Source organism: Flavihumibacter sp., assembly GCF_036676075.1.
In the GTDB taxonomy this organism is placed as follows: Bacteria; Bacteroidota; Bacteroidia; order Chitinophagales; family Chitinophagaceae; genus Flavihumibacter.
Genome location: NZ_JAKFDQ010000010.1, coordinates 483,253 through 508,339 on the forward strand (window position 1 = coordinate 483,253; position 25,087 = coordinate 508,339).

A 25,087-nucleotide genomic window follows, 5' to 3' on the forward strand; every position below is an offset into this window, starting at 1 on the left:
CTTTAGTAAGTTCTCCATTATTGATTAAGCCTGTATAGCATCATTACTTCGCTGTCGTGCTCATTTATATAAATGGAAAACGGTCGGTTATGCAGGAAATCCAATGCTCCGGATTTATTTAAGTTATCAAATGCCTTATGGAGCAAAGTCCTTGAATGAAGCCTGAATAAATTCTCAAGTTCAAAGTTGATTTCCAGATATTCAAGATCACCGAATTCTTCACAATCTACCCATGCTGGCTGAAAATTTATACCGTCATCAAGCTTTAGAACTTTTTTATTTCGGTCGTACTCACCGGTTATATACCTAGGCTTATCAATTAAAGGATACTCCTGCTTGCCGTAACAAATTATGGTACTTGTATAATGATAGTAATGATCATATTCGATAAATATTGCTTGAATCTCTTCTAACTTTCCTGACTGCAGTAATTGCTCTGACATCCGTTCAATTTCTCCTTGAAAATGTAACGTAAGTGACTTATTGTCAAGACGCAGATATTCTTGCAGTTTATTGTTGAATGAATGGTTAAGTGAATTGTCTTTAGATAGTGCTTTAATATCTCTCAGCATTTGTCGTTCATTGTTATCAAATACAAATAATCGACCTGCCTTAATTTCATCATACTGCTCCTTGTACAGATCTGATATTGATGTTGCATTTAACTTTCTATACAAGCTATCTCTCTGATCCTCTAAAAGCCTTAAAATCTCACTGTTATTCATGTTTTCCAGTTAGGTTAGTACAAAACAATCGGCAACTCATACTGCCGACTTCCGTCCTTTGCACTGGTCTCAAATATCACAAGCATTAATGTAGAATTGGCCCGCTTTTTCTGAACCCTTATTCCGAACTCGAAATTACCCCACTCAGGTGCCCCCGCTTTCGTCATCTGATAACCCTTCTTCAACTCTTCATGACCATCTTCCACGATCCAGTTAAAATTTGCTTCAAATATCTGACCCTGGCCTCGTATTAAAAAGCTGTCTTCACCGATCCTCTCCACCCTAACATCCCTGAATCGTGTATTGGCGTATGTTTTGCTCTGAATAGAATCTGGAAGGGGTTTCTTTGTTATCGCAAGTGTATCGGGAATCACTTTTAAAGTATCAACCTTTGCTTCAGTCTTTATGTTCCCGTTATTGTTACAGGCAACAAGAATTATTAGCGATAACAAAATGGTATACTTCATGGCAGAATTAGTTTTCCCTATACTCCAATATATCACCCGGCTGGCAATCCAGCGCTTTACAAATTGCTTCCAATGTACTAAACCTGATGGCTTTTGCTTTCCCGGTTTTTAATATAGAAAGATTGGACAAAGTTAAATCCACTTTTTCTGACAGCTCATTGAGTGACATCTTCCTCTTTGCCATCATTACATCTAAGTTTACAATGATCGGCATGGCTATACAGTTAAATCGTTTTCGTTCTGGATCTCAACGCCTCTTGAAAAAATAGCAGCAATTACATATACAACAGCTGCCATTAAAATATAGGCCTGGCTGTCTGCCCAAAACGGGTTTAAGGCATCGGTATCTATAGCCCGAAGCTGCAAACTCTTAACCGTTTCCCGGGCCACATGACTTATAATCCCTATCGAAAAAATCAGGTAACTGATATTTGTAATCTGGCTTGCAACATCACTGTTGAAAGGTCTGGCCAAATCTAATTTACTTACAAGCCTGATGACAAGATAGAACAGGTATGCCTTCAAAATCGAAATGAACAATATAAAACTATAGACCCCAAAATATTCCCATTTACTTTTATTATACACCTCACTTAGGTCCAGTTTCTGATAAAGATTCCGGACAACCTCAGGATTGTAAATACTGAAAATAAAATTGACAATCAGGGCTCCGGCCTCTATGCATAAGCCAACAAAAATGATCCAGGCTACAATATAAAGCCCCTTGAAGATGAGGTTGTTTCTGTTCGACATATTTGCAAAATTATACTGCAAGTATACTGAATATTTATTGATATTCAATTAATATATGTCGTTTATTAAAATATTCTTGTTGCTTATCATGACAACACTAAACCTCCTCCCATCCCATCCTGTTCTCAATCATCATTCAGCATGACACATATCAGAAATTTTCATATACTGTTGCTGTTACTTTACAGAATACTTTTTTCATTACTCAAAAGCCTGCTTATGAAAAAGATATTCACCTCCACGGTTAAATGCAGGATTCTATTGATAGCGCTATTTTCTTCTATAGCACTTCCCGCCTTCCAGCAGTCATTATTGAATCCATTCTCACAACCTCAGTTTGTAAATCCATTGCCTGTACCCGCAGTAATTGACGGGCGAAATGGCGGCACATTCACCATAGGTATCTCGCAGTTTGATCAGTGGCTCGGCCTCGTTAACCCATCCACCTTACAACCCATGCCAACCAAAGTTTGGGGTTACGAGGGCAGCTATCCCGGACCAACCATTCTTGCAAAAACCGGCGTTCCATTAAACGTTTTCTGGCATAATAATCTCCTTAACAGCAGCAACCAGCCACTGCCACATTTACTTCCCATCGATCCCAGTGTCCATTGGGCGCTGGATCATGTTCCAAACTGGATGCAATATGGCATTCCTGTTGTTACTCACCTCCATGGCGGGCATTCTGAATCAGAAAGCGACGGCCTTCCCGATGCCTGGTTCACACCCAATTTTTCCTTGAAGGGAAATGGATTTATTAAAGGGGATGCCATTCCTTATCATTACAGCAACAACCAGGAGGCAGCTACCATCTGGTACCACGATCATGCCCTCGGTATTACCCGGCTAAACGTGTATGCCGGTCTCGCTGGCTACTACCTCATTACCGATCCCAATGAAATGGATTTACAGGCAACCAATAAACTACCCGCAGCTCCTTATGACCTCGGACTCGCTATACAGGACAGGATGTTTACCAGCGATGGACAACTATTCTATCCTTCTGCTCATGATGATCAGGAAGAAGGCCAACCGGCGCACAGCATCTTACCTGAATTTTTTGGCGACTTTATTTTAGTGAACGGAATGGCCTGGCCGGTGCTGGATGTAGAGCCTCGTCAATACAGGTTCAGGGTCCTTAATGGATCCGATTCACGATTCTATAATTTATTCCTTTCCGGTAACCAGACCTTCCAGCAAATCGGAACTGACAATGGATTGCTGCCATCGCCTGTTCCACTTACACAAATGCTGCTGGGTCCGGGTGAGCGCAGAGATGTAGTGATCGATTTTTCAAATCCGGGTTTGGGGGGACAAACAATTATTCTTCGCAACAATGCTAAAACACCATTCCCAAAGGGCTCGGCTATCGATCCAAAAACAACTGGACAAATCATGGCTTTCCGGGTCAGCAAACCACTTGATCCCAATTATCCTATTACCCAGTTACCATCAACCTTAAGAGCCCCGATTCTGCCATTGAATACCACCCTGCCTGCCCGCAAGCTGATCCTATTTGAAGCCGAAGATGAATTTGATCGCTTAAAACCTATGCTCGGCACTGTGGAAGATGGCGTTCTGGGATGGGATGACCCAATAACAGAAAACCCCCAACTTAACAGCACCGAAATATGGGAGATCTATAATGAGACCGAAGATGCTCATCCTATTCACCTGCACCTGGTTAGTTCGCAACTAATTAACAGGCAGAAATTCCGTGCCGATATAAATGAAGAAAATGGTAAGCCCACCAATATCCGTTTTATTGGCCAGCCTCAGATCCCCGCCCCGGATGAAAGGGGATGGAAAGATACCTGGATCATGTACCCGGGAGAAGTAACTCGAATCATTGCGAAGTTTGACCTGGAGGGATTGTATGCATGGCACTGTCATATTCTTTCTCACGAAGACCATGAAATGATGCGTTCTTACTATGTTGGCGAAATGGATCCACCGCTCACAAAAAATGCAACGCTTGAAATGGACGAGCTGGCACTTGAAAAACAGGTACAGCTGGCCGTTATGCCAAATCCATTTACACAACACTTTAGTATCCGCTTCAATCTTCCTCAGCCTTCTTCTGTAATGGTGAATATGTATGATAGCAAGGGTGGCCTGATAAAGAAAGTTCAAAATAAAACATTAAGCAAAGGACAACACACCGTTACTATTGATGGAACTGATCTGGTAAATGGAATTTACTTTTGCGAGATTGTTATTAACCAGCAAAGGATTATGCGTAAAATTATCTTACAGAAATAGGATTAAAACGGCCTTCGATTCTTCAATTGCTCAAACGTCCGTTCCGTATTTTTTAAGCGCGACTTATTAAATATTAATGCTGCACGACCATTAGGCCTTAAGCTGTTGATACCCGCAAGGCACTGTATCATCCATTTCCTGTTTTGCCTGTTTCGGCTATTCCACTTCGACTCGCGTATATTACTCGATGGGAAAATATACCACGAAGATTGACGGGTAAAATAATAGCTATGCGGCACTAATGTAATCGACGCCGCCCAGTCATCAATAGGCCTCAAAAAACTGGCGGTTGATGGATCAAGAACAAAATCCTTAACGACTCCCTCATGCTCTATTGCCAGCACCGGGGCAACATGATACTTCCAGTTTTGTTTTAACTCGCCGATATGCTTCCTTAAATAAGCGCCGCTAAATGCCCAACCCTTATAGTTCGGAATTCCCCATTCATCCAATAAAACACATACGGCATCTGCTCTTCCCTCACATCCATTATTCGCATCGCCCCAACGAAACAGCGGGTGCTGCTGAAAAAAAGAAAATAACTCCTCCGCCTGTTTCATATCAACTGTTTCCCGGATCAAAACATCCGAATATCTATAATCAGAGAGCGCGGGAATTATTGTTTCTTCTATCAATCTTTGTTTTTTATATTCATTTCTCTCCTCATGCGGACCCATCAGCCGGCAAGAACACGTCTTTTTGTTGGCATTACCAATAATGTCAATAAAATTAAGAGAATAATAAAGCTGCCTAGAAATGTAGTTACCTGGTTAAGTGAACCCACGAATTCTGTTAAGGGCTGAATAAGCTTGTTCTTGATTAATAGCGTGTTGATATAATCATTCAAAGAAAAGAACAAGCTCACCAATAATAAAGGCCAGCCATTTCTTCTGTCTTTAAGGAAAAACAGAAGTCCAATAAATATACAGATATACCTTGCTGTTGCAGCAGCGGTGATAAATCTATAGAAAGTTTCAGGGCCTTCTATTCTGAATTGCGGTACAAAACTAATTAGTGTGAAAAACAAGGCGATCCCCATAAATATTATAGCCGAACTCAAAAGAAAAGCACCATGCAGCTTTCTGTTTTTCTTCAGAATAAATGCAAGCAGAATTACAAAACCTAATTCCAATGTTCCCATAACATTTTGTACTATTAAAAAGTCGCCATCCCCTGAAACCAGCCCTTTATGTGCAGAGTGAACAGATAACAGTGCTGTAGTAGCAACTAACAACGGTCCCATAATTAAAATGGAGAGTCCGATCTTCCGGTGATGCATATATTGCTTATTCCCAATAAGTCTGAGCTGGAATAGTAACAAAAACAACCATAGCAAACTGGTTATGACATGAAGTGTCTGATAGGGAGTAGGGTTTGCATTTTCTCCAAAATAGATTTTCCAAAACCCTGTGATGCTTAATAATATTACTAGTATCAGGAGCGCGTATTCAAAAATGTACTTCTTAAATTTTATCATACTCAATTATTATAAGCGTTATAAATATCACTGTGGTTTCTCGGTAATACAATAAGAGTGAATCGAGACTATCATATTATGCCTGTCAAACTCATACACGTCACAGGAAGAAACAAATGCAACTCGTTTTCCATCGCGCTTAAACTCCGCCGTCCCGTTTATAGCAATACAACTATCGCTTTCAATTAAATTAAGTTGCGTGAAATCAGTTGCAACACTTTCAAAATAAGCAGATATTTTTTTACAAAAAACTTCTATCTCCCCTTTCCCGGTTAAATACTGCTCTCCCGGCGTATTCCAGATAGTCTGGGGTGTCAGATAATCGAAACAGTCTTCAAACTTACCACCGGAAAAGGCTTCTGCAATTTCTCTCTTAGTCATAATTAATGCTGTGGTGAATACGTTACAATGTCAATTCCTATTCCATTGGGGTCCTTAATGGCAAAATGCCTGTCGCCCCATGGCTCATTGCGAATCTCAATTTCTATTCCTACATTTTTCTGTTTTAACTCACTATACACCTTGTCCACATCCTCCACTTCGATGGTCAGATACATTCCCTGCCCGGCATATTGCTGGTGAAACAAAGCCTGCTGACTTGGGTGATTGGGCAGCAGGAAACTTATTTCAGCTTCTTTATTTGGAGTATGCAGTAAAAGATAGAACTCGTTTTCAAATGTTATTCCAAATCCCAAAGCATGGGTGTAGAAATGTTTTGTTTCTGCCAATTTATTCGTTACGATACCAGCGTTCATTTTCATTTTACATTCATTTAATGACACAAATTTCACATCCATCCATACTCCAACATTGTATAAATCGGACATAATTTTGTTTCACTTTCTATCCTGGAACAGATGGCACTTCAATTATCAAATTACCGGTTGCCCTGGTAAAGCTTATATTCAGGTAAATTGTTCTCTCCTTTTTGGATATTGAATCCAGCCTTTCAAATTTGTCCATTCCCATTATAGCACTCAATTCATCATAGAGCCTGTCAATCTTGAATTCATCTATTTCAATAGTCATGGTTAAAGAAATATCGGAAAAGAGCTTAACATCAACTATATCCCCATACTTTGCAATAACTCCTTGTATTGCAATCATTGATGAATTTCTTTCATCATTACTATACCCTTTCCAGAATATATTTTCCATTCTTTTATTTTCTTTAACCCTCCATCACCCCCTTATGGGCCAGTACGCTCACGATAAGAGTCCGGGCCTGAGACTGGGCAGTGGTCGCCGAACCATATTCGAAGGATACGCTCAAACGCAATACCACATTAGGTTTTAGTCCACATTGGCAGGTAAAATCAATGTTTTTACTTAATGGGGGGAATATAAAAATTGTCATTGTCCTTATCTTCTGTCCAATTATACTCTATATGAAAGGCCACCTGCCTTGCGAATTCTATTCCATGTGTATCGCTTAAAAATCCTAAGGTCATATCCATTCCTGCGCTTACACCTGAGGAAGTATAATATTTACCATCTACTGTCCAGCGCGATCTCCTTATCCAATTGACATTCTCGCCATTTGTTATAACCCAATCGAATACCCTTTTATTAGAGGTAGCCTTTTTGCCGTCCAATAATCCTGTCCTGGCCAGTAAGGCAGATCCGGTACAAACGGTGAAAACAAATTTGCTTGATTTAGATACTTCCCTGATTTTGTCTATAAGTAAAACATTATCTACTTCTTTGCGGGTTCCATGTCCGCCAGGAATCAGAAATATATCCAGCTCATTATTTATTTCCCCAAGCGGATGAGTAGATATTGAAATACCGTGACTATTTTGAACCTGGCCGCCATTCAGGGAGTAAAATTTGATGGAATAGAACTCTTTGAGTCGGCCCAGAATTTCAACCGGCCCGAAAACATCTAAGGTCTCAAAGTCATCAAAGAGTAATACGCCTACATTCATGATATCCTTTTATTAAAATAAATTACTGCCTGTCAACAGTATAATTCAGCTCCGTTACCCCGCAGGCAAATTGTTTGGTATTCAGGAGATTCAGTTTTATTCTGTCCTTTATACCTGTAAACAATGGAATGCCTTCACCAAGTATTATCGGATTTACAAACAGCCAGTAGCCGTCAATTAAGTTCAGCTGAATAAGCGCATGTGTGGCGGTGGGACTGCCAAATAGCAGGATATCTTCACCTGCCTGCTGCTTTATTTCATTTATTTTTTCCGCGAGGTTATCACTAATAATTGTGGTGTTTGCCAAATCCGCATCCTTCATCGTTCTGGATAAAACAACTTTGTGAACCTGGCTATACCACCTCGAATGTTCAATGTCGTGCCGGGTAGCATTGGGCTTATCTGCTGCAGTAGGCCAGTAACCCTCCATCATCTGAAAAGTTACACGGCCATATAAAGAAGTGTCGCCCTCACTTATCCGCTTTCCCACATAAGAAAATATTTCTTCATCAGCTTTTATCCAATCCATTTCTCCGTTAGGTCCTGCAACAAAGCCGTCAAGCGATATGTGCATGAAGGAAATTATTTTTCTCATATGACGTTACTTTTTCAATGCCTTTAGAGTATCATGTAAATGTACACCTGAATTAATAAGATTGTTTCCCGGCTTTTTCATTTCAAGTAAGAGGAAATCAAAGAACTCACCTAAACTGTCTGCCAATACTACCATATCCTCTTCATCCCTGCCAAATATTATAATCTGACCCTTCTTGCCATTTATATCAGGGTCTAAGTCAATACCAATATAGTTTCCTCCATAGTCAGAAAAGACAGGTATCCATTTATAATGGAAATACTTTTTCCTGATGGCATTTTCAGGATTTGAAGTAAAATTGATCTGATTGTCAAAATCATAGAAGGTCCTTTCAACCTTGTATTCATTGTTGGAAAAAACCACGAACGCTAATTGATCCCAATTGTAATTCTCTTTCTCCAATTCATGCAGCTCCTGAATGGTACCCGATATCGTACTTAAGGCATCATAATTGATTTCTACGAGCTCCCTTTTATTCTCTGTAGTATTTATATCCGTATATAAATAAGGCCCCTCATACGAATCAAGTCCACACTTGAACTCAATTTTATGCCACTTTTTCTTGAACCCTAATAAATTTCGCTTAATGCTCTTCTCAACAAAGAAGTCTGCAATTACTCGCAAAAGATTGTCAGATCTCTCTTTGTTTTCTATCCTTTTATTTTCTGGCTTTACAAATGACAGACTAATTTTTAGTTGTGCAGCAATCTCCTCTGCATTCATAAATCGCTCACCAAACAATATCCCATCACTATCTGCAACCTGTCCATTTGCAAAACTATAAAGGGTTACGAATTCATCAGGCAAGGCCTCGCCTAAAAGGGATTCGATTGCTCTTATTTGTTGTACGTCTATTGGTTTAGCAAATTCACCAGGCTCTGTATTTAAGAATTTCTTTTGTGTATTTTTAATCTCGCGCAGTTTATCTACTAAACTCATATATGGGCGTGTCTGAATTAGTTCCGTAAAAATATACTATGGCGATACATTTTCTTAATAATTAAATTCTCGCATTACTTTTTGCCTGATCTTTCTAATAGGTTTGCCATCAGTTCCTCTTGTCAATTGAAAGATCTTGCTCTCTATCCAATTTCCATATTCATCATAAACATACTCTCGCTCATAATCAATGTCTTTGTCTATAAAGTTTTTCCCCTTCCAGCGAACTAAGTCTCCATTCCTGTTAAATACCTCATACTTATTCGGAAAATTGCTTTGATATTTTAAACTGATCTTTGATGAGTCCTCACTACTTAGAACAATGCCATCTGATGTTTCTGCAGTTTTTAATACCTTATTCGTGTTATAGAAATAGGTTGCTCTTTCTTTATTAAACAATTTACCATTTCCATCTAGTAAGGAAAGTTGAGTTGGATGTCCCTTATCATTACAAATAATTTTTGTTCTACGAATGATGTTTCCCTTATCATCCAGATCAGTAGTGCCTTCTAAAATATTGCTTGCGCTATAGGTGTAGATGGATGTTTCCCGATGCAAACCATTCCGAGCCCATACTTCCAGTACTCTTGACAGTTTTGTTCTATTTACTGTGTCATTCACATAAGTAACCCTGGCAAATAAGCTATCATTATTCCCATAAAATTCATAGCTAAGAAGTAGCCCTGCACCATCAAAATGCTTTATGGTCTTATCATTGCTTTCTTTATCGTTTAAATCAAAGGAAGTATTCCTTTCAATGATCCTTGTAGGTTTTCGGGTTTTATAGTCCAGCTCTTCATTCAAATGCAAGGCATCAATAATAGATAGGTTTTGGGATTGAACTTGTCCACAAATTACCGTTATTATAAAGATGCATATCAGTTTTCGCATTCAGCAATATTTACTTTCGATCGATGGTCTCTAGAAATTCCGCAATGATAAGTTTTTTCATCCCCATCATTTTCCTGAATGCTCCTGGTTTTTTGGTGAGTTCTTCCCAGTTTTCAGGACACACCTGCCAACTCAATCCATATTTGTCTTTAAGCCAACCGCAAACACTTTCTTCACCACCATTCGCTGTTAATGTATTCCAGTAGTAGTCAATCTCTGCCTGGTCTTTGCAAGGGATCATAAATGAAACAGATTCATTGAATTTGAATTCAGGTCCGGCATTGATGCCAATAAATCGCATACCCAGGATCTCAAATTCAACTGTAAGGACTTTCCCGGCAAATTCCTTCTGAAACTCAGCAAGCCCTTGGGCTTCCGTCAAAGGGTAATAAGTTGTGTTAAGGATTTTTCCGTCTTTGAAAACCGACAGATAGTATTCAGCAGCTTCTTTTGCATTGCCATCAAACCAGAGGTTCGGAATTATTTTCTGCATACTATTTAGTTTTACGTCTATTTACAATAAACATTCCTATTGTGAATTTCCATCCATTTTGTGGTATCAGCAATTTCAGTCCATCCAAACTTTCGATATAATTCATGTGCGTCCCCGGTGAGCAATATCCATCTTCGTAATTCCTGTAATGTTGGATAGCTCATTATAACTTCCATCAGCCATTTTGAAAGCCCCCGACCCCTATACTCTTCCAGCACATACACATCGCCCAAATAGGCAATGGTTGAATAATCTGAAATTATCCTGGCAAAACCAATCTGTTTATCCTCCAGGTAAACGCCAAAACACAATGAGTTCTTTATGGCAGTTTCAACTTTGTTCCTGGGAATGTTCAGGCACCAATAGGCTTTGGTCGATAGGAACTCATGGATTGCATCAATATCCAGCTTTTCCTTTTGGGTTGAGATGCAGAAATTGTCTTTGTAAATAGTCAGTTGATCCATACGCTTCTAAAAATACGCTATTACCTTTTAAGTAGTTTAAGAGCAAACATAATTACCCACAGCATGTAAGCTCCAATATTGATACGTTCCCAAATGCCTAAATATGGTGTAGGTAAATTTGCTTGAAGCGCGCGACTATCAATTGTAGTAAGGAAGCCGAAGACCATAAAGATTATAACAATGACTACAGAAAAAACCCTGAATCCCTTATTTAATGCAGAAGCACCAAAGCCAATCATTGCCAGCATCAAAGCGAGATGAACAAATGCCCAAACCACATGTAGTGTGTCTGATAATGTGCCTCCCCCTGAAGCAATAACTTCACGCTGGTGCATGGGTGGCCAGAAGGCAGTAAAGATCGCATCTACTACAATTACAGCTCCCACAACCTTTAGAATCCGGTTTCCATGGGCCGATAACCATGTACCAACTCCAAACGCAATAAAGAGAAGAAAATAGAAAATTCCGAGTACAATCCAAAGTTTTCGAGTGGGTGAATTTATTGCCGACAGTTCACTTACTGTTTGCGTAACGCTGTCATAACCGGGGTATTGCATCGGTCCAAGGATGTTCATGGCTACATACCATAGCATTGCAACAATACCGCAGATGAGTAAACTTTTCCGGGCCATGTTTTGATAATCGTATAACTACAAAGAAAAATATACTTGCTGAAGCAAACAATGATTATTATCAGTGTATCGGCAGGTCCTGGCAAAGACCTCCATTGCTAATGCTTTGCTTCTCCACAAATATCGCTTAAACGCACAATTTACACACCAGGGTTACGCACTACCTGTTGCTTTTGTGTCAATCACCAGTGTATTTGCACCCGCCTTCCAGTTGTTGCAGAGCGAAAAAGAAACCTTTCCTGCATTTCTCATACCCACCTCATCAAATGGATCCGGCATCACCGGCATGATATTCCGCAGGTGGCTCCTTTGTGATGCTTCATTGATTTAACTCTGATATATAGAATTGTCAGCCTTATTCTAAATTTTCCAGATGTCCATAACTAATGATTCTCGTTATCTTCCACACGCCATTTCTGCCCTGCCAGAGATTAACGAATTTTGCTTCGCTGCTCAACTTCTCCTTTTGACCTTTTTCCGTAACATAGAAACGATGAACGCCTGTTTGAACAGCTCCAAAATCCTTTATGGCATACACTTCCATACTTCCGGCAACTAATGCTCTCCTTAATTTCCGCTCACTTGCAAAGGTTCTATTAAACGTCTCGATGTTTTGCTCATAGTTGGTTACACCACCCAGGTCATGATAAAATTCTAACTCTTCAGAAAGAAAGGATTGTAAATTTGAAATGTCTCTTTTATTAAATGCGTCGAACATTGCTCCATCCAAAGAATCTATGGTGTTATACAATACCGTTGATGGTGGCGAGGCGGTATTTTCTCTGCTAGTATTTTTGGTGGTGCTACAGGCAAACGTCAGTAGTAGCAATAAATAAAAGCAACTAAATGATCTCAGATCTCTCATATATATTTAAAGGAGTATGCCATCAAACATTTCAGGTCCTTTCTTTCATGAAGGAATCGAACCACAAAAGCAGATTTAAAGTACTGGATTATTTTCACAAATCTCTTTCAGCTTCTCAAGTGCTTTTGGATAGGTCTGGTTCATATAATCCAAAAAATCTTCTGTGGTGTCTAAGTCAACAGTAACGGTTGTAGTGCCATTGCTTTCTTCGAAGGTATAATTCTCAAATCCGTTTGCCCATTTTTCCACTTCGGGCCCTTCAGTAATTTCCTTGCCATCCTTCATAAGACCATAATGCTGGATGGAAACAAATCGGTTGGGAATGTTTTCAGCTATCCGGGAAACCATGCCTCCCTTTTCTCCTTTATCATCTACGCCAATAAACAACATTTTATTTCCTTTATCCCAACTGCCTTCATAGGTAGATGTCGGGTTAAACAATGCGGTCCATTGCTCATAAGTTGATTTGCTGTTAATGCCAAGCATAGAATTATATGCTTTAGTAACAGGCGCATTGATGCTTACTTTGTATTGTAACTTTTTCATTGTCACTAAGTTTAAAGTTTATACCTTTTTTCTACTTTACTTGCCCCTTATATTTTGGATCGAAGTCCACCATCCATTCGATACCATATTTATCTCTGAACATACCAAAATATGAACCCCATGGACTATCAGCAATAGGAACTTCTACAGATCCTCCTGCCGAAAGTCCATTAAATAATTTATCAGCCTCGTCTTTGCTTTCTGTACTTATTGAAATTTTACTCCTGTTTTCATTCTCATTTACTTTCCCCATAATTTCTGGTACATCATTTCCCATCAACACATTGTTTTTACCAATAGGCAAAGCAATATGCATGACTTTATTTTCTTCTTCATTTGCTAACGGGAATTCAGGGCTTGAAAAATCCTTGAAGCGGACAATCTGTTTAAACTCTCCCCCAAATACGGATTTATAAAACGTAAATGCTTCTTCTGCATTTCCGTTGAAGTTAATGTGTGGATTGATAAGTGCCATAGTTTCTATTTTATGTTGTTAACCAAATGTATAGCTTAACCACAAACTAGATAGGACATGAAAGCGTCAAAAAAGAGGTAATCTGCGTCAGAAGGCGCACCCCCAGGTTAGCTCTCCCGTTCAGTGTTGATACCTCTTCCTTCTAACACTCGGCAACCAGGTCATTATTATTTCTGCTATGATAAGTGGAACAAAAGAAAAGAAATATTCATTTACTGTTCTTCGAAATATGGGATCGCTAATGTTGGAAAATAAAAAATCAAGAGGCAATATTCCGTCTATCCGAACAGTTACAAATGCCAAAGCACAAACATAACTCCTTACCATAAACTGTTTATGGGCTTTAATGTTGCGTTGTTTTACCGATAGCCATGCCAATCCACTTGATAATAACATGAATACAGATAATAAGAAAAGAGAGATCCGGCAAGGAAGGCATGTACTAATCAACGAGATTCGCAATGCAGAAAAGCCAGCAAGACCAGCACCTATCAAATATATTTTCCCTAACAACCTATGGATAGATAGATATTCTTTCCTGAACCAACTCCAAAATTGAAAAGGCCCTGATAACAATAATAAAGTGCCTCCCCCCATATGTAATGCCACCCATACCTGGTTATGAAAAAAACTATCACCAAATAGTCTACTTCTATATCCAAAAAAATAAGCTATAACATTGTCAAATAAAAAATAAACTGACAAACTTATGATTAGAGCCCACAATACCCATGTCATTATTCTTATGGTTATTCCCATAGCGGTTTAATTTTCACTTATCAGATTTGAAATTGTATTATTCCACGCGTGCCATACCCACGTTGCGGAAATACCTCTTATGCGGCGCAATCGCTCTATTCCCAAAATATTTACTCAGCCTTAGAGCAGTGTCTGCCGTAATCCTACGATTGCCCTTTAGAATTTCCGAAACGCTGGTTTGGGCAATACAACTGTCAATGAGATTTTGCTGACAAGCTGTACCTGCCATATCTATTCCAGCAAAATTTACAAAAAAGAACTGACGTTAACTATAACACATCAGCCCACATTGGGAAAATACTTTGTTAGTGGAAATCTTTCGCTTCTGATAGTGTTGTTAAGTTCTTGAACTGGCTTTATCCAAAGCTATGAAAGTACAGACAAGACCAGCCAACGTTAACAAACACCTTACCCAACCCATTCTTCCCCATTCAGATGCTGCCTTCTTGAGTGTTTCTGCATCGGGTAGTTGTTCTGAAAGAAACATCACATCATTTCTGGGATAAAAGTAGGTAAACGTTAAAACCATTGATGATACATAACAAAGCAGAGCAATGCCCAAAAACAACCGAATGGAACGGGATTTCCAGAATAAGATCAATGCCAGCACATTCAAAAGCATATTTGTTGGATCAACCAACTGAAAGAATGTCCCCGGATTGGCAACTACAAAAAAATTCCTGGTTGCGGTTATGGATTGAGGGATATTGCTTTCCCAGTTGGCTGCATTAACGATGGAATTATAGACAAGGGTAAAAAACAATCCGCTTGAAAACGCAACGCATGCGTATAGAACTATCTTTCTCATATTTTGTCATTCATATTTCTCCAAAGCTATCAATGTGAAGAGAGCTGTGATAGTAGAAAAACGACAAAATCAGATTTAGTCCCAGTTCTGAAACTGTATATGATCTCCCGATAATTCTTTTTGCATGAGAGTAGGCGTAAGCCTGCCAAACTCCTTAAAATCTTTGATAAAGTGTGTTTGGTCGTAATATCCTACTTCATATGTCAGATCAGTCCAGGAGACTATTGGTCTGCTTTCGAGAATTTTATATGCTGTAGTTTACCATCAGATGTTGCAGGGCATAATCAATGGGTAATGGTTCTTTAACCCGGGATAGTTTGCTGAGGAAATAGGATTGTACAATACTGTCCAACTCACGTAAAGAAAATGTATCATGAGATCTATCCAAAAGTTCTTCTATCTCCTTTCCGATAACTTCTCTGGCACTGTATCCATTGTCAAATATTTCCGTCATCGGAATATTCAGAAACCGGTTTAACCCTCCGGGTTGAAAAATAATTGATACGGTTTTATGGCTTTCTTCTACCCGTAGTTTGAAGGGAGTAATTTGTGTTCCTATCAGCGTACAGGATGTAACGGTGTTGTAATTGTTTTCTCCTGATTTTTTTGATTTAAGCCGGGTAAAAAGTTTGATGAACATTGCCTGGTCGGGCGATGGCATAAAATTACCTTCAATGCTAACGGGAACATTACCGAAATCCGCTTCTATAATAACGATATGCCTTATCAGAGAGCGTAATGCGGGATGAATAATGCATTGTACTGTGCGGATACCTGGCGTTTGGTTGTTCATCTTTTGCTGACAACAGCGATGGTTAATTGTTACCTCTCCGCAATAAATTTTATCTTTTCCAAAATAGTTACAAGCGAGCTTTCTGAATTAGTCCTGCTTTGTTCATCGGCAAATCCTTTTTGTATCCACTCAAGTTTACTTCTATCATTTCCCATTTTTTCGATATTGTAACTAACTATTGAATAGTTCTCAGGTTTATCTTCAAGTCCACAGAAGCCACTCCAATATTTATATTTTAATGTTGTATTTTGAATGTTTTCTACAACAATTCCTTTATCTGTAAATTCTTCGCCTTCAAAATTTATTTTGAAAACTAGGTCACTTCCTACGGTCCAACTGGTAATTGTTTGAGCACCAAATAAATACTGGCTTATTAAGGATGGATTAGTCAATGTTTCCCATACTTTATCTGGACTTGCATTAATGATAATTGACTGTGAAGAAATTAAATCGTTATCGAGCTGCATAATATTCATCTGAATTTTTACCATCCCGTAAATTCCTGCGGGGTGTTCTTTCATCTTTCCCATTTGTAAACAATACACTGCTGTGCATTCGTGCTTTCTGGTCTATATATCTACCGGCATAGACATTGTAATCGGGTCTATCACGGTGTGACTAGCTTTCAAGTGAGCATTGGCTGGATCATTTATTATGGCTCCGAGTTTCTCAATGTCAGTTACTTCAATTACTAAAACCACTGAATTAGGATCATCTGTATCCTGAAAGGTTTTAAAACTTGAAATTGCTGGAGCAAATATGTTTACTCTGTCTTGATGGCCTTTAAGCCATGTGTCAAAATTTCCCACTTTGTGACGAGCTACTATAGTTGGCATAATATCGATTTAATATGATAGAATTATTAAAGTAGAATGTTTTACACCCTCTATTAATATAGACAATTTGCCTGAATAATCCAAGTAAACAACGTTCAGGCCTGCTATTCTCAGCAACCGTCTTTGCGAGGGGCACGTTTGTAAATTATTTTACCATCTCGTTCCACATAGTCGCCCGATATTATTGAATATGAATACTTGGGTGCGTACGATACATTATTGCTCCTTATAATTATCTTGTCGTTAACTTTCAGGCTACGTAATTGCTGAAATTCATTAGACTCTTCCAGCCCGAAACTAATTATATAATCCTCACCATCGATCCTGGCCATCACTCCCAACCCTAATCGTGAGCCAGGCGGAAGAGAAAGAGAGGTTACAACAGCCTCCATATTGGTGAAAGCACTTATCTGCTTCCTTATTTTAGCCGCATCGGCAAGCACTTTTTTACCTTCGCGAGACGCTTCCCACTTTTTGAACCTCATACCATCAGGGGTTGCCTCCCATTTGCTCAATTCAGATTTCATTTCAGCAGCAGGGAGTGGCTTGGGCGCAAATACTAGTCCGCTTACCACAACCAGTAGTAAGATCAGCGCATAAATTAGTTTTTTCATATTTTTTAAGTTGGTGCCTCAAAAATACTTTGATTAATTTCAGCCAGGGGATCTGGATCGTAAATAAGAATGTAAACTTTGTAAATATTACCTTGACATTATGCTTGTTAGAAGAAATCTCCTGCAAGTCAAGCGAAAGCACCTGGGCGGATTATTACTACTCACGGTTCTCTCGATAATCTGCGTGGCTTTCAGCATGACCGGCAATGATGACTTCAACTTTGCCAGAAGGGAAATTTTGCTTCGCCGGATCGGACATGAAATTCTCCTTCAGTCGGGCGACAGTGTATCACGGGTATTACCGGTAAAAACGATCGCCAAAAATGAATACCAGATCAGTTTTGAGAATGCGTTTACTTTTCAACCCGAATCCCTGGTGAATACTACCCAGCGTTTGTTGGCCGAAGATCCGCTCACAAGCGATTATATTGTTAACGTACTGAACTGTGCCGATGCCAGCGTGGTCTATGGATATGCTATATCAAAAAATAAGAAAGATGATATTGTAGCCTGTATAGGAAGAAGGCAACCCATAGCCTGTTACACTATCAACATTAAATTCAAGCCGACAGGAATAATTACAGCCAGGAATGGATACCTTCTGGGCGGCCTGACCGCTTTAGCATTTGTTGGATTTATTTTTTTAAGATCCGCTAAGCCACGGAAGACCTTTCCTGATAGTCAGGATACTGGTATTATCACTTTAGGGTCAATGTTGTTCGATGCAGAGAACCGTAAGCTCATGGCAAACGGAAATGCCATCGACCTGACCAGAACGGAAACCCGTGTTCTAGGCATTTTCGCTTTGTCTCCAAATGAGACTATAGAGCGAAGCCGGCTACAAAAAGAGATTTGGGAAGATGAAGGTGTTATAGTTGGCCGAAGCCTGGATATGTTCATATCAAAACTTAGGAAAAAACTGGAATTTGATCCGAATATCAAGATTGTTGTTATACGCGGCAAAGGGTATAAGCTTGAAATCAGTGCCTAGATCATTTAAGAGTATTGATGCTAACGTTTCATTTCCACCTTGTCAAACCGGTGATGCATTCCGCTTATTGAAATTTATCAAATCTATGATTCATCAACCTTGGATGGGAAACAGTAAAATGGGTAACACTTCCTTTCTCATTGAAATGAAAACGTACCCAGCTTTCACTTGAGTACTCCCCATAATCAGTCATGAGCCGGAACTCCCCATCAACCCATGGTTCCATTATCTTATCCGCAATGGTGGGTCGCCTCACCACCAACTGATCCTTTTCATTCAACACTAACATCAAGTAAAAGTCAAGGTGCTTGCTGTAATATTTACCTGTCAGCTTCTGCAGTTCCTTTCTATCAGGCTTATCAACGGCAGACTTCACTTTCTCCATGTGGATGGTATTACCATCATACGTATACATGACTAAACGTAAAGCCGAATCAGGGTGGGACTGAGAAAACATAAATACATCAGGAAATTCAGGATCCCGGAATTTGTTTTTTGACAATGGAAGAAGGTCCAGTGTATCGGTTTCACTATACACTACCCTAAGCACGCCTTTACCTGTAACAAATGATGTGAAACGTTTACGCGGCACATAGCTTTGAAACGTAAGGGGCACATTCCATTTATATAGTCCCGCAAGCAATTCTAATTCATGTTGATGGATGGTTACCTGTTCGCGGGTCAGATCAGGTGTTATTACAGGTGAAGTTTCAATATTAAGGTATTCAGATAATACGTTCTTCATAAGATTCCATCGTGGGAAGAACTGGTTACCCAGCATGATCACACTTAACTTTTCTTCCGGAACACGAGCCAGGTATGGATATTCACTTACTCCCATATGAACTATAGCAGTATAATCACCCAGTTTTTTCTCCTTATGCCCAAACACATAATTGTTGCCGGGCAGCACGGGAATTACACGTGCATTTTGTTTGAGGCGTTTTATGGCATCAGATATAAATGAGTCCTTATCGGCATAAGCAGCAGCCCATTTCTCAAGATCGTTGGCAGATGTGAGCACATAATAATTACCCCCAGGCGATGATTTATCGTTGAGCCATAATTTGAATGTGTTATTCTCACCAACGCTATAAGAAAATGCATGATTGGGAATAACTTCTTCCTTATTGTTGTGAATTCGGCTATCTCTCATATCCAACGGTTGAAAAACCCTGCGCTTCATATAATCCGCCAGATTTTCACCCGAGGCTTTTTCAAGGATCAATCGCAACAAGCCAAAGTCTGAGTTGGAATACATATAGCCTTTGCCAGGTTCAACAGAAGGCGTTGGCTGGTTATAGAGAAATTGAAGAAACTGAGATTTATCCAACCGGTTGGCCATACTGGCCTGCGTAAGCGCAAGTGTAGCCCACTCATCGGCAAATCCGCTGCTGTGGTTCAATAAATCCTGTATAGTTACATTGCTGCTCCATTGTGGAAGCTGGGGGAAATACTTTTGCACCTTATCATTCAACTGAAGCAGGCCATCTTTCTCCAACAGCGCTGCCGCAATGGAAATAAACTCTCTTCCTTCCGAATAGGGTAGCCTTACAAGCGTCTTATGCGCGAAAGGAACATTCATCTCAATACTAGCCATTCCATAAGCTTTTCTTGCAATCACTTTTCCCTTATGGATAACCGTAATTGCAATACCTGGTGTATTTTCTTTAAAGGCGGAAAAGATGCTATCTAATTTTAAATCGAGCCGGTCTTTTAGGATAGGTTGTCCAATGGAATTGTTGCCAGCCGTCGAAGCAAGAAAGCAAAGTATGAGGAAGACATATTTCATTAGCAAAGTGTTGACAGCAGTGGCAAATTACACGAATAAAATATGGCAGAAATGACTAATACCTATAAATATTGTCTTGCTATTTTCGCTATATCATTTAAATCCGCTCCATATGTAGAATGCTTTGCAGAGTATTCTACCTTCTTTCTATGTAGTACCAACCAATGTTGAATAAGCCCTGTTTTAAGTCGATGTTGATTTTATTTCCAATTTCAAGTTCGTCATATTGAACTCTCGGAACACTTATTTCTTCTCTATCATAGTGATGACCCCATGGAGCTACTTCAACATAATATGTCCTCCTACGCTTGCTCTTACTTATTCTTTTACTTAGAATTTCGGTTTGGTAAACAGTTGGCTTTGAGTAATCATAAGTACAATTAGCTGCATAAGTTCCAGCGTAGCTATAAATGCTTACGTTGAAAATGAGCGAGGTATATATCCACCATTTATTTCGAGTGGTATTCTCAAGAAGCTTATGAGTCGAGAACAAAATTGCCAGAATAATGATACAAGCTATAGTCCCTGGAATTATCATACTATAGATGCTTTCAAATTCATAGTCAAGCAAAACACGAAGAAGGATTACCCAAGCTGCAATATCAATAAAGTCTGCTACATCATATTTTTCCTCGCCATCTTTATCTGCACTTATTTCTACAAGTGACGCCATGCTCGGTTTATGCAAGCCATTCAATAATAAGCCAATGATTGGGATAGCCAAAAGAAGTCCTAGTAATAATTCATATGGCTGCGGATACATTAAAAACCAAACCGCCAATCCAATTGTAATCCATTCAAGCCAATCAAGTTTATGAAGAGTTAGCTTTGAAAAGGTTACTTTATTTAATTTGAGATGTCGCTTTGGCTTAGTTAGTTTCCTTCTTTTCCTCTTTTTCATTAAGGTCGGTCTTAAAATTCTGCCTAAAAGAATTATAAATCATTTATTTTTAAAACTATTGTTATTCACTTTCCACAATATTCTCTTGTTCCGTTGGCACCCAATCATCATAGTTACTTTTTAGAGCCCAAAGCATCGACAAAATAATTACGGAAATAGCAAGGCCAATTATTATACCTACGAAAAAAAATAGAACAAAGCTTAGAATTATCGCATAAATGCGAATCCCGACTTTTTTAAATTCTTCATCGTATAACTTGTATTTACTTAACTGGAAACCAATTATGGATGCCCAGATTAATATACTCCAGGACATAATGCCCATGGCCGCTGAGAATCCAGCATAATTAAATATCAAAATGCAAAGTAATAGTCCAAGAACTGACAGTATCAAGGCAATAATTGATGCAATCCGAATTGCTTTAGGTCTAAACATTATATAAGGGTTTAAGGATTGATGGTATCGCACTTCACAAAACGATATACGGCTTTGCGATGTGGTGTATAGTTAGCATAAGGGTTAAATTGTATTTTTATTTGGCTTTTTACTTTGATCAAAATCATCAATTAGTTTTTCACATTCTGCATGGTCGGAAACATATCTGTCGCTGTTAAACTGCTCCTTAAAATACATATAAAGTTCATCATATTCATGACCAAATACTTCTGTCCACACCTTGTCCTGGTTTTCAATTAAGGTCAAATTCTTTGCAGAAACAATTGCAATTATTCTTTTTCCGTGTTTGTTTGCCTTTACGTGTGTTTTCCAAAAATGAAAAACTATTTCAATTTTATCTTTGTCAATTTGTGTTACTTGTTCATATAGATATTCGTCTAGGTCAGTTCGACTAATTGAGATTAGGTTTCCGTTATCGTCAACTTTGTTGTATTCTACATTTAAATTTCCTTCGAATTCAATTTTCAATGGAAATGAAATATTGTTTAAGCCAATTGGTAGGTTATATCTTTCAATTAATGTCTTAGCGAAAACACAAGTTGAATAATCGTTAAGAATTATACTCAACTTGTCAAATTCCTGCCTAATGTCAATTATCGCACTGTCGTGAAGTTTACAAATCAAATACTTTTTAAAGGACCCAAGTCGGTTTGCGTTTTCGTCCAGGAAAATAGAATACTTGTTTGAATCGAAATTTGGTCCATCCAAGTCAACAAAGTCGTCAGCCAATAAAGGTGCAATTGTCAGTATACTTCTATTTTCGGTCATTCTTTTCGTTGCTTTCCATTAGGAGAACCTTGCGTTGTGTGAAGGTCATATAAAGTATTTTAAAAACTGCTTTTCATTTAACTGGATTTCATTGCTATACAAAGGATATAACTTATTTTTTTTCCATAGAGCGAATATTGGTCTTGCAGGAAAGGGTGGTGGTATAACTTCTGATTTATACGCGTCGTAAGTATAATCGAAATGTACTGAATCTCCTTTCATTGTAAACGTCCCAGCGGAAGCTCCGTAGCATTGTAAACCCCAGATTTGCTAAAAGGTGTTCTGACCTTAGAGTTTAAGAAATGTTCCGCCGACTTTTAGCAATACGATGTTAGCCGAGGTTTGTTCGTTCTTCAAAGTCAAATTGATCACCAATGAAATATGCTTTGCCCAAAAACAGCAATCTAACTTCAGGACTTATCTTCTGGTATTCATTTCCATCCCAATACTTAGGTTGGCGTGAACCCATCAAGTTATAACTCACATTATGTTTCTGAAGTTGAGTCGCATATAATTGCATTAAAGACTTGGGTCCCTCAGCTAAAAGTCCATACCCAACTTTGAGAAGTGACATAAAATCAGGTGGGTTATTTATGTAATTACTAAAATGTATATAGTTTGCACATTGATCAAAATGCGATTGATAAAGGTCAACAAATAACAATTCAGGATTAGAACATTTACCACTGAAGTATAGACTGCATTCTTGATCTTTATACTCTAACAAAAGGGGGTGATGATCAAATATCTGAAGTCTATTCTGAATTTCATTTGATACCACACTTACAATAGGATTTTTAATTCTCACTTTCCACTCCTGCTTAACTTGTTCTTCAAATTCATCCACTATTAGAGTAAATTCAACAATACCATCAATTTGGGTAAAATCTGTTCGATCAATATAAATTCTGATTTCATCAGAATCGTATTTCTCAATAACAGCTTCAAGTAGTTCGGGTATCACTAGAAGAGGATTTAAATTTTGTCTATCGTGAAGGTATTGACGATGGTGATGACCAGTTTTCCCACCAAGCTTTTATCAAATACCTTGTCGTCGTCGCATTAATAAAGTCCTGGCATTGGAAATCTATAACCAATAAAATACTTTCTGCCATTTATTTCAAACGCTTGCTTTTCCCGTCTATTCTTTATGAGTTTTGTCAAGTGGCCCAAATATTTTTTATCTAAGAATATGCTTGTCACATAGCCTTCTTGCTTTCTTGTGTCGGGACTATTGTGGTCAGGCCAATTTGTGGGCCATTGAATTGGCGTATCAGGTGAATGACTGTAGTCTGACAGCATAACTTCAATTTTGTTAGGTATCCATATCATGTATTTGTCAGGCTCAAAGTTTAATACAAAGTTGTGAATTTTGCGAACTAGTGAAGGAAACCTTTTCCTATATTCCTTTGATGAAATGTATCCGTAAACTGAAACACTAACCAGAGTATCAAACCTTACAAAAACGCTATAAGAAGGATTGTCTGTCGCCATAATTTCACCATTAGGGTCTGGATTAGTTGCATTGTAAAACCTGCTTTTATGAAAGAGTGTGTCCTTCAAGTTTAGTTCATCAATAAGTTCCGACTTTTCGCCTTCGTCAAGTTGTGTCACCTTATATCCTCCACCTTTCCAAAATAAAACTTTGCCATTGTCATACAATATGAAGGGTGGGCCTTCTGCTCCCATAAACATAGCCCACGGGTCGCTGACACGATACCAAAAGATTGGTTTGCCAAAGCTCGTGTCTAACTGTCCAAATGAATTTTGTCCGATAAAAAGTAAAATGAGAAGAAAATGTCGCTTCATGTTGTTATTGAAAGATGCAACAAATGCAGATATCGTACCGCAGCTCCTGTTTCAATGTACCGCCCTAACCTTAGGCAATGCAATGCTGGCTGGTGTATTTTTACATTCAATATCTATAAATTTTGCCTACTGAGTCTTTGAGAAAACAAAACACTTCTCCTCCGTTTCCTTATCTCTGATTAGACATATCTGATTATTTTGCTTGATTGTTCCTTTATAATTTGTTTCAACGGAACCCTCTAACTTGTAGTCTTCAGAATCTTTATTGTTAAGCTGGATATTAATACTTGCTCCATCAATTTTATATGTTCCTTTTTGAGAAAATTTCTTGTCACGACCAAACCATTTAGATACGGATTGCGGATCATTTGAAGAAACTGATTGCAGATACACACTTCCATTATCATAAAATCGCAAGTATGTAAATATTTCAATATTTGCAGCAGGAACACCTCCAGTTTTTGCAACATATAGTCCGTCAAATAAAATATTTGATTCACTGCCTGTTTGTGAATACGATTGAAATGTTGTCACAATTAAAACTGTCAAAATAATTAATGTTTGTTTCATGTTGAGTATTTTTAAGTAGCGCCAACGTGAAGGTATTGGCGAATATCCCGATCCTGCTTTTAGCAATTCTAGCTTGTATGTCAGGATTAATCACTTCCATATTCAAATTTAGCTGTCATTGCTAAAGTGTCAACTTTAGCAATGACAACTTCCCTTCCGTTATTGATAAAACCATAAAATGAATAACCGTTGTTATCGCGATACCATAATCCTTTCTCATGCGCCTTCTGAAATAACTTTGAATCAATAATTCCATTATCAATAAAGACAGCGGAATTGTAATACGTTGAATTCAAAATTGATAATTTTAAATCGGCTAAGGAAGTTCTATTAAGTTTTATCTCAAACTTTTTTGCAAAATCCTGGTTCATGTCTAGATACTCTTGTTTAGTGACTACAACATCTTTTGGGATATTAATTTTGGTTAGTTTTTCAAACTCCATTCTATAATTGGATTTGCAAGACACCAAAAACAAA

Annotated in this window: 36 protein-coding genes; 2 read left to right on the plus strand and 34 right to left on the minus strand. The window is 38.5% G+C overall.

Annotated features, from left to right (window positions below):
* Positions 1-17 precede the first annotated feature (17 nt).
* The 4 genes from V6M43_RS13785 to V6M43_RS13800 are packed head-to-tail and all read right to left on the minus strand — an operon-like array spanning position 18 to position 1,945.
* Positions 18-725 (minus strand): hypothetical protein, encoded by a 708-nt coding sequence (locus tag V6M43_RS13785; protein ID WP_332736190.1) that lies wholly within the window; start codon positions 723-725, stop codon positions 18-20.
* A gap of 14 nt (positions 726-739) precedes the next feature.
* Positions 740-1,192 carry a Gmad2 immunoglobulin-like domain-containing protein gene (locus V6M43_RS13790; protein WP_332736191.1) on the minus strand — a complete coding sequence of 151 codons (453 nt, stop codon included), beginning with the start codon at positions 1,190-1,192 and terminating at the stop codon, positions 740-742.
* Between the two features lie 7 nt (positions 1,193-1,199).
* Entirely contained in the window at positions 1,200-1,406 is a 207-nt protein-coding gene (locus V6M43_RS13795; protein WP_332736192.1) for a helix-turn-helix domain-containing protein, read from the minus strand.
* 2 nt (positions 1,407-1,408) lie between these two features.
* Positions 1,409-1,945, minus strand: a complete 537-nt coding sequence (locus tag V6M43_RS13800) for a DUF2975 domain-containing protein (RefSeq protein WP_332736193.1) — start codon at positions 1,943-1,945, stop codon at positions 1,409-1,411.
* Positions 1,946-2,164: 219 nt separating this feature from the next.
* Here V6M43_RS13800 and V6M43_RS13805 point away from each other — a divergent pair, with 219 nt between their 5' ends.
* On the plus strand, positions 2,165-4,207 hold the full coding sequence (locus V6M43_RS13805; protein ID WP_332736194.1) for a multicopper oxidase domain-containing protein: 2,043 nt from the start codon (positions 2,165-2,167) through the stop codon (positions 4,205-4,207).
* A gap of 2 nt (positions 4,208-4,209) precedes the next feature.
* On the opposite strand, the gene V6M43_RS13810 is transcribed toward V6M43_RS13805, so the two are convergent.
* From V6M43_RS13810 to V6M43_RS13910, 22 genes are all read right to left on the minus strand, one after another.
* Complete coding sequence (locus V6M43_RS13810) at positions 4,210-4,842, minus strand: protein-glutamine glutaminase family protein (RefSeq protein WP_332736196.1); 633 nt, start codon at positions 4,840-4,842, stop codon at positions 4,210-4,212.
* A 41-nt stretch (positions 4,843-4,883) separates the two neighbouring features.
* Entirely contained in the window at positions 4,884-5,684 is an 801-nt protein-coding gene (locus V6M43_RS13815; protein WP_332736198.1) for a hypothetical protein, read from the minus strand.
* 27 nt (positions 5,685-5,711) lie between these two features.
* A complete protein-coding gene (locus V6M43_RS13820; RefSeq protein WP_332736200.1) occupies positions 5,712-6,065 on the minus strand; it encodes a nuclear transport factor 2 family protein in 354 nt (117 codons plus the stop codon).
* A 2-nt stretch (positions 6,066-6,067) separates the two neighbouring features.
* Positions 6,068-6,511 (minus strand): VOC family protein, encoded by a 444-nt coding sequence (locus V6M43_RS13825; RefSeq protein ID WP_332736202.1) that lies wholly within the window; start codon positions 6,509-6,511, stop codon positions 6,068-6,070.
* Between the two features lie 16 nt (positions 6,512-6,527).
* A complete protein-coding gene (locus V6M43_RS13830; protein ID WP_332736204.1) occupies positions 6,528-6,842 on the minus strand; it encodes a hypothetical protein in 315 nt (104 codons plus the stop codon).
* Between the two features lie 167 nt (positions 6,843-7,009).
* On the minus strand, positions 7,010-7,612 hold the full coding sequence (locus V6M43_RS13835) for a DJ-1/PfpI family protein (protein WP_332736206.1): 603 nt from the start codon (positions 7,610-7,612) through the stop codon (positions 7,010-7,012).
* A gap of 22 nt (positions 7,613-7,634) precedes the next feature.
* On the minus strand, positions 7,635-8,207 hold the full coding sequence (locus tag V6M43_RS13840; RefSeq protein ID WP_332736208.1) for a dihydrofolate reductase family protein: 573 nt from the start codon (positions 8,205-8,207) through the stop codon (positions 7,635-7,637).
* A 6-nt stretch (positions 8,208-8,213) separates the two neighbouring features.
* Entirely contained in the window at positions 8,214-9,146 is a 933-nt protein-coding gene (locus tag V6M43_RS13845; protein ID WP_332736209.1) for an SMI1/KNR4 family protein, read from the minus strand.
* Positions 9,147-9,200: 54 nt separating this feature from the next.
* Entirely contained in the window at positions 9,201-10,037 is an 837-nt protein-coding gene (locus tag V6M43_RS13850; RefSeq protein WP_332736211.1) for a hypothetical protein, read from the minus strand.
* Positions 10,038-10,047: 10 nt separating this feature from the next.
* The gene (locus V6M43_RS13855) at positions 10,048-10,530 is read right to left on the minus strand and encodes a VOC family protein (protein ID WP_332736213.1); all 483 of its coding nucleotides are present in this window, start codon (positions 10,528-10,530) and stop codon (positions 10,048-10,050) included.
* 17 nt (positions 10,531-10,547) lie between these two features.
* Positions 10,548-10,994 (minus strand): GNAT family N-acetyltransferase, encoded by a 447-nt coding sequence (locus tag V6M43_RS13860; RefSeq protein WP_332736215.1) that lies wholly within the window; start codon positions 10,992-10,994, stop codon positions 10,548-10,550.
* Positions 10,995-11,014: 20 nt separating this feature from the next.
* Entirely contained in the window at positions 11,015-11,626 is a 612-nt protein-coding gene (locus V6M43_RS13865; RefSeq protein ID WP_332736217.1) for a DUF998 domain-containing protein, read from the minus strand.
* 153 nt (positions 11,627-11,779) lie between these two features.
* Positions 11,780-11,905 carry a hypothetical protein gene (locus V6M43_RS13870; protein ID WP_332736219.1) on the minus strand — a complete coding sequence of 42 codons (126 nt, stop codon included), beginning with the start codon at positions 11,903-11,905 and terminating at the stop codon, positions 11,780-11,782.
* A gap of 76 nt (positions 11,906-11,981) precedes the next feature.
* The gene (locus V6M43_RS13875; protein ID WP_332736221.1) at positions 11,982-12,491 is read right to left on the minus strand and encodes a nuclear transport factor 2 family protein; all 510 of its coding nucleotides are present in this window, start codon (positions 12,489-12,491) and stop codon (positions 11,982-11,984) included.
* Between the two features lie 75 nt (positions 12,492-12,566).
* A complete protein-coding gene (locus V6M43_RS13880; protein WP_332736223.1) occupies positions 12,567-13,037 on the minus strand; it encodes an SRPBCC domain-containing protein in 471 nt (156 codons plus the stop codon).
* Between the two features lie 31 nt (positions 13,038-13,068).
* Positions 13,069-13,512 (minus strand): VOC family protein, encoded by a 444-nt coding sequence (locus tag V6M43_RS13885; protein WP_332736225.1) that lies wholly within the window; start codon positions 13,510-13,512, stop codon positions 13,069-13,071.
* Positions 13,513-13,632: 120 nt separating this feature from the next.
* Positions 13,633-14,271 carry a DUF2306 domain-containing protein gene (locus V6M43_RS18300; RefSeq protein ID WP_442902317.1) on the minus strand — a complete coding sequence of 213 codons (639 nt, stop codon included), beginning with the start codon at positions 14,269-14,271 and terminating at the stop codon, positions 13,633-13,635.
* 337 nt (positions 14,272-14,608) lie between these two features.
* Positions 14,609-15,079, minus strand: coding sequence for a DUF1772 domain-containing protein (locus V6M43_RS13890; RefSeq protein WP_332736226.1), 471 nt, complete (start codon positions 15,077-15,079; stop codon positions 14,609-14,611).
* A gap of 244 nt (positions 15,080-15,323) precedes the next feature.
* Positions 15,324-15,872, minus strand: a complete 549-nt coding sequence (locus tag V6M43_RS13895) for a DUF6597 domain-containing transcriptional factor (RefSeq protein WP_332736228.1) — start codon at positions 15,870-15,872, stop codon at positions 15,324-15,326.
* Between the two features lie 29 nt (positions 15,873-15,901).
* The gene (locus tag V6M43_RS13900) at positions 15,902-16,393 is read right to left on the minus strand and encodes an SRPBCC domain-containing protein (protein ID WP_332736230.1); all 492 of its coding nucleotides are present in this window, start codon (positions 16,391-16,393) and stop codon (positions 15,902-15,904) included.
* Between the two features lie 48 nt (positions 16,394-16,441).
* Positions 16,442-16,708, minus strand: coding sequence for a hypothetical protein (locus tag V6M43_RS13905; protein ID WP_332736232.1), 267 nt, complete (start codon positions 16,706-16,708; stop codon positions 16,442-16,444).
* Between the two features lie 110 nt (positions 16,709-16,818).
* On the minus strand, positions 16,819-17,322 hold the full coding sequence (locus V6M43_RS13910) for a hypothetical protein (RefSeq protein WP_332736234.1): 504 nt from the start codon (positions 17,320-17,322) through the stop codon (positions 16,819-16,821).
* A 100-nt stretch (positions 17,323-17,422) separates the two neighbouring features.
* Between V6M43_RS13910 and V6M43_RS13915 the strand changes: the two genes are divergently transcribed.
* Positions 17,423-18,313 (plus strand): winged helix-turn-helix domain-containing protein, encoded by an 891-nt coding sequence (locus V6M43_RS13915; RefSeq protein WP_332736236.1) that lies wholly within the window; start codon positions 17,423-17,425, stop codon positions 18,311-18,313.
* A 64-nt stretch (positions 18,314-18,377) separates the two neighbouring features.
* Here the strand turns inward: V6M43_RS13915 and V6M43_RS13920 are convergent, their stop codons facing one another.
* From V6M43_RS13920 to V6M43_RS13955, 8 genes are all read right to left on the minus strand, one after another.
* The gene (locus tag V6M43_RS13920) at positions 18,378-20,105 is read right to left on the minus strand and encodes a serine hydrolase domain-containing protein (RefSeq protein ID WP_332736238.1); all 1,728 of its coding nucleotides are present in this window, start codon (positions 20,103-20,105) and stop codon (positions 18,378-18,380) included.
* 136 nt (positions 20,106-20,241) lie between these two features.
* Positions 20,242-21,006, minus strand: coding sequence for a hypothetical protein (locus V6M43_RS13925; RefSeq protein WP_332736240.1), 765 nt, complete (start codon positions 21,004-21,006; stop codon positions 20,242-20,244).
* Positions 21,007-21,067: 61 nt separating this feature from the next.
* Positions 21,068-21,442 carry a hypothetical protein gene (locus V6M43_RS13930; protein WP_332736242.1) on the minus strand — a complete coding sequence of 125 codons (375 nt, stop codon included), beginning with the start codon at positions 21,440-21,442 and terminating at the stop codon, positions 21,068-21,070.
* A gap of 84 nt (positions 21,443-21,526) precedes the next feature.
* Positions 21,527-22,231: a hypothetical protein gene (locus V6M43_RS13935; RefSeq protein ID WP_332736244.1), complete on the minus strand. Its 705-nt coding sequence runs from the start codon at positions 22,229-22,231 to the stop codon at positions 21,527-21,529.
* 331 nt (positions 22,232-22,562) lie between these two features.
* On the minus strand, positions 22,563-23,195 hold the full coding sequence (locus V6M43_RS13940) for a hypothetical protein (RefSeq protein ID WP_332736246.1): 633 nt from the start codon (positions 23,193-23,195) through the stop codon (positions 22,563-22,565).
* A 98-nt stretch (positions 23,196-23,293) separates the two neighbouring features.
* A complete protein-coding gene (locus tag V6M43_RS13945; RefSeq protein ID WP_332736248.1) occupies positions 23,294-24,040 on the minus strand; it encodes a hypothetical protein in 747 nt (248 codons plus the stop codon).
* A gap of 126 nt (positions 24,041-24,166) precedes the next feature.
* Positions 24,167-24,610 carry a hypothetical protein gene (locus V6M43_RS13950; protein WP_332736250.1) on the minus strand — a complete coding sequence of 148 codons (444 nt, stop codon included), beginning with the start codon at positions 24,608-24,610 and terminating at the stop codon, positions 24,167-24,169.
* An 86-nt stretch (positions 24,611-24,696) separates the two neighbouring features.
* The gene (locus V6M43_RS13955; protein ID WP_332736252.1) at positions 24,697-25,053 is read right to left on the minus strand and encodes a hypothetical protein; all 357 of its coding nucleotides are present in this window, start codon (positions 25,051-25,053) and stop codon (positions 24,697-24,699) included.
* Between the last annotated feature and the right edge of the window lie 34 nt (positions 25,054-25,087).

Bases quoted from the DNA above. Each gene is read 5' to 3' on its own strand.
- V6M43_RS13870 (WP_332736219.1), bottom strand. From the start codon at position 11,905: ATGCCGGATCCATTTGATGAGGTGGGTATGAGAAATGCAGGAAAGGTT.
- V6M43_RS13955 (WP_332736252.1), bottom strand. From the start codon at position 25,053: ATGGAGTTTGAAAAACTAACCAAAATTAATATCCCAAAAGATGTTGTA.
- V6M43_RS13935 (WP_332736244.1), bottom strand. From the start codon at position 22,231: ATGACCGAAAATAGAAGTATACTGACAATTGCACCTTTATTGGCTGAC.
- V6M43_RS13925 (WP_332736240.1), bottom strand. From the start codon at position 21,006: ATGAAAAAGAGGAAAAGAAGGAAACTAACTAAGCCAAAGCGACATCTC.
- V6M43_RS13900 (WP_332736230.1), bottom strand. From the start codon at position 16,393: ATGAAAGAACACCCCGCAGGAATTTACGGGATGGTAAAAATTCAGATG.
- V6M43_RS13830 (WP_332736204.1), bottom strand. From the start codon at position 6,842: ATGGAAAATATATTCTGGAAAGGGTATAGTAATGATGAAAGAAATTCA.
- V6M43_RS13820 (WP_332736200.1), bottom strand. From the start codon at position 6,065: ATGACTAAGAGAGAAATTGCAGAAGCCTTTTCCGGTGGTAAGTTTGAA.
- V6M43_RS13880 (WP_332736223.1), bottom strand. From the start codon at position 13,037: ATGAAAAAGTTACAATACAAAGTAAGCATCAATGCGCCTGTTACTAAA.
- V6M43_RS13805 (WP_332736194.1), top strand. From the start codon at position 2,165: ATGAAAAAGATATTCACCTCCACGGTTAAATGCAGGATTCTATTGATA.
- V6M43_RS13800 (WP_332736193.1), bottom strand. From the start codon at position 1,945: ATGTCGAACAGAAACAACCTCATCTTCAAGGGGCTTTATATTGTAGCC.
- V6M43_RS13840 (WP_332736208.1), bottom strand. From the start codon at position 8,207: ATGAGAAAAATAATTTCCTTCATGCACATATCGCTTGACGGCTTTGTT.
- V6M43_RS13895 (WP_332736228.1), bottom strand. From the start codon at position 15,872: ATGAACAACCAAACGCCAGGTATCCGCACAGTACAATGCATTATTCAT.
- V6M43_RS13850 (WP_332736211.1), bottom strand. From the start codon at position 10,037: ATGCGAAAACTGATATGCATCTTTATAATAACGGTAATTTGTGGACAA.
- V6M43_RS13920 (WP_332736238.1), bottom strand. From the start codon at position 20,105: ATGAAATATGTCTTCCTCATACTTTGCTTTCTTGCTTCGACGGCTGGC.
- V6M43_RS13875 (WP_332736221.1), bottom strand. From the start codon at position 12,491: ATGAGAGATCTGAGATCATTTAGTTGCTTTTATTTATTGCTACTACTG.
- V6M43_RS13890 (WP_332736226.1), bottom strand. From the start codon at position 15,079: ATGAGAAAGATAGTTCTATACGCATGCGTTGCGTTTTCAAGCGGATTG.
- V6M43_RS13795 (WP_332736192.1), bottom strand. From the start codon at position 1,406: ATGCCGATCATTGTAAACTTAGATGTAATGATGGCAAAGAGGAAGATG.
- V6M43_RS13815 (WP_332736198.1), bottom strand. From the start codon at position 5,684: ATGATAAAATTTAAGAAGTACATTTTTGAATACGCGCTCCTGATACTA.
- V6M43_RS13835 (WP_332736206.1), bottom strand. From the start codon at position 7,612: ATGAATGTAGGCGTATTACTCTTTGATGACTTTGAGACCTTAGATGTT.
- V6M43_RS13885 (WP_332736225.1), bottom strand. From the start codon at position 13,512: ATGGCACTTATCAATCCACACATTAACTTCAACGGAAATGCAGAAGAA.
- V6M43_RS18300 (WP_442902317.1), bottom strand. From the start codon at position 14,271: ATGGGAATAACCATAAGAATAATGACATGGGTATTGTGGGCTCTAATC.
- V6M43_RS13910 (WP_332736234.1), bottom strand. From the start codon at position 17,322: ATGAAAAAACTAATTTATGCGCTGATCTTACTACTGGTTGTGGTAAGC.
- V6M43_RS13860 (WP_332736215.1), bottom strand. From the start codon at position 10,994: ATGGATCAACTGACTATTTACAAAGACAATTTCTGCATCTCAACCCAA.
- V6M43_RS13915 (WP_332736236.1), top strand. From the start codon at position 17,423: ATGCTTGTTAGAAGAAATCTCCTGCAAGTCAAGCGAAAGCACCTGGGC.
- V6M43_RS13865 (WP_332736217.1), bottom strand. From the start codon at position 11,626: ATGGCCCGGAAAAGTTTACTCATCTGCGGTATTGTTGCAATGCTATGG.
- V6M43_RS13845 (WP_332736209.1), bottom strand. From the start codon at position 9,146: ATGAGTTTAGTAGATAAACTGCGCGAGATTAAAAATACACAAAAGAAA.
- V6M43_RS13950 (WP_332736250.1), bottom strand. From the start codon at position 24,610: ATGAAACAAACATTAATTATTTTGACAGTTTTAATTGTGACAACATTT.
- V6M43_RS13825 (WP_332736202.1), bottom strand. From the start codon at position 6,511: ATGTCCGATTTATACAATGTTGGAGTATGGATGGATGTGAAATTTGTG.
- V6M43_RS13930 (WP_332736242.1), bottom strand. From the start codon at position 21,442: ATGTTTAGACCTAAAGCAATTCGGATTGCATCAATTATTGCCTTGATA.
- V6M43_RS13855 (WP_332736213.1), bottom strand. From the start codon at position 10,530: ATGCAGAAAATAATTCCGAACCTCTGGTTTGATGGCAATGCAAAAGAA.
- V6M43_RS13790 (WP_332736191.1), bottom strand. From the start codon at position 1,192: ATGAAGTATACCATTTTGTTATCGCTAATAATTCTTGTTGCCTGTAAC.
- V6M43_RS13905 (WP_332736232.1), bottom strand. From the start codon at position 16,708: ATGCCAACTATAGTAGCTCGTCACAAAGTGGGAAATTTTGACACATGG.
- V6M43_RS13785 (WP_332736190.1), bottom strand. From the start codon at position 725: ATGAATAACAGTGAGATTTTAAGGCTTTTAGAGGATCAGAGAGATAGC.
- V6M43_RS13945 (WP_332736248.1), bottom strand. From the start codon at position 24,040: ATGAAGCGACATTTTCTTCTCATTTTACTTTTTATCGGACAAAATTCA.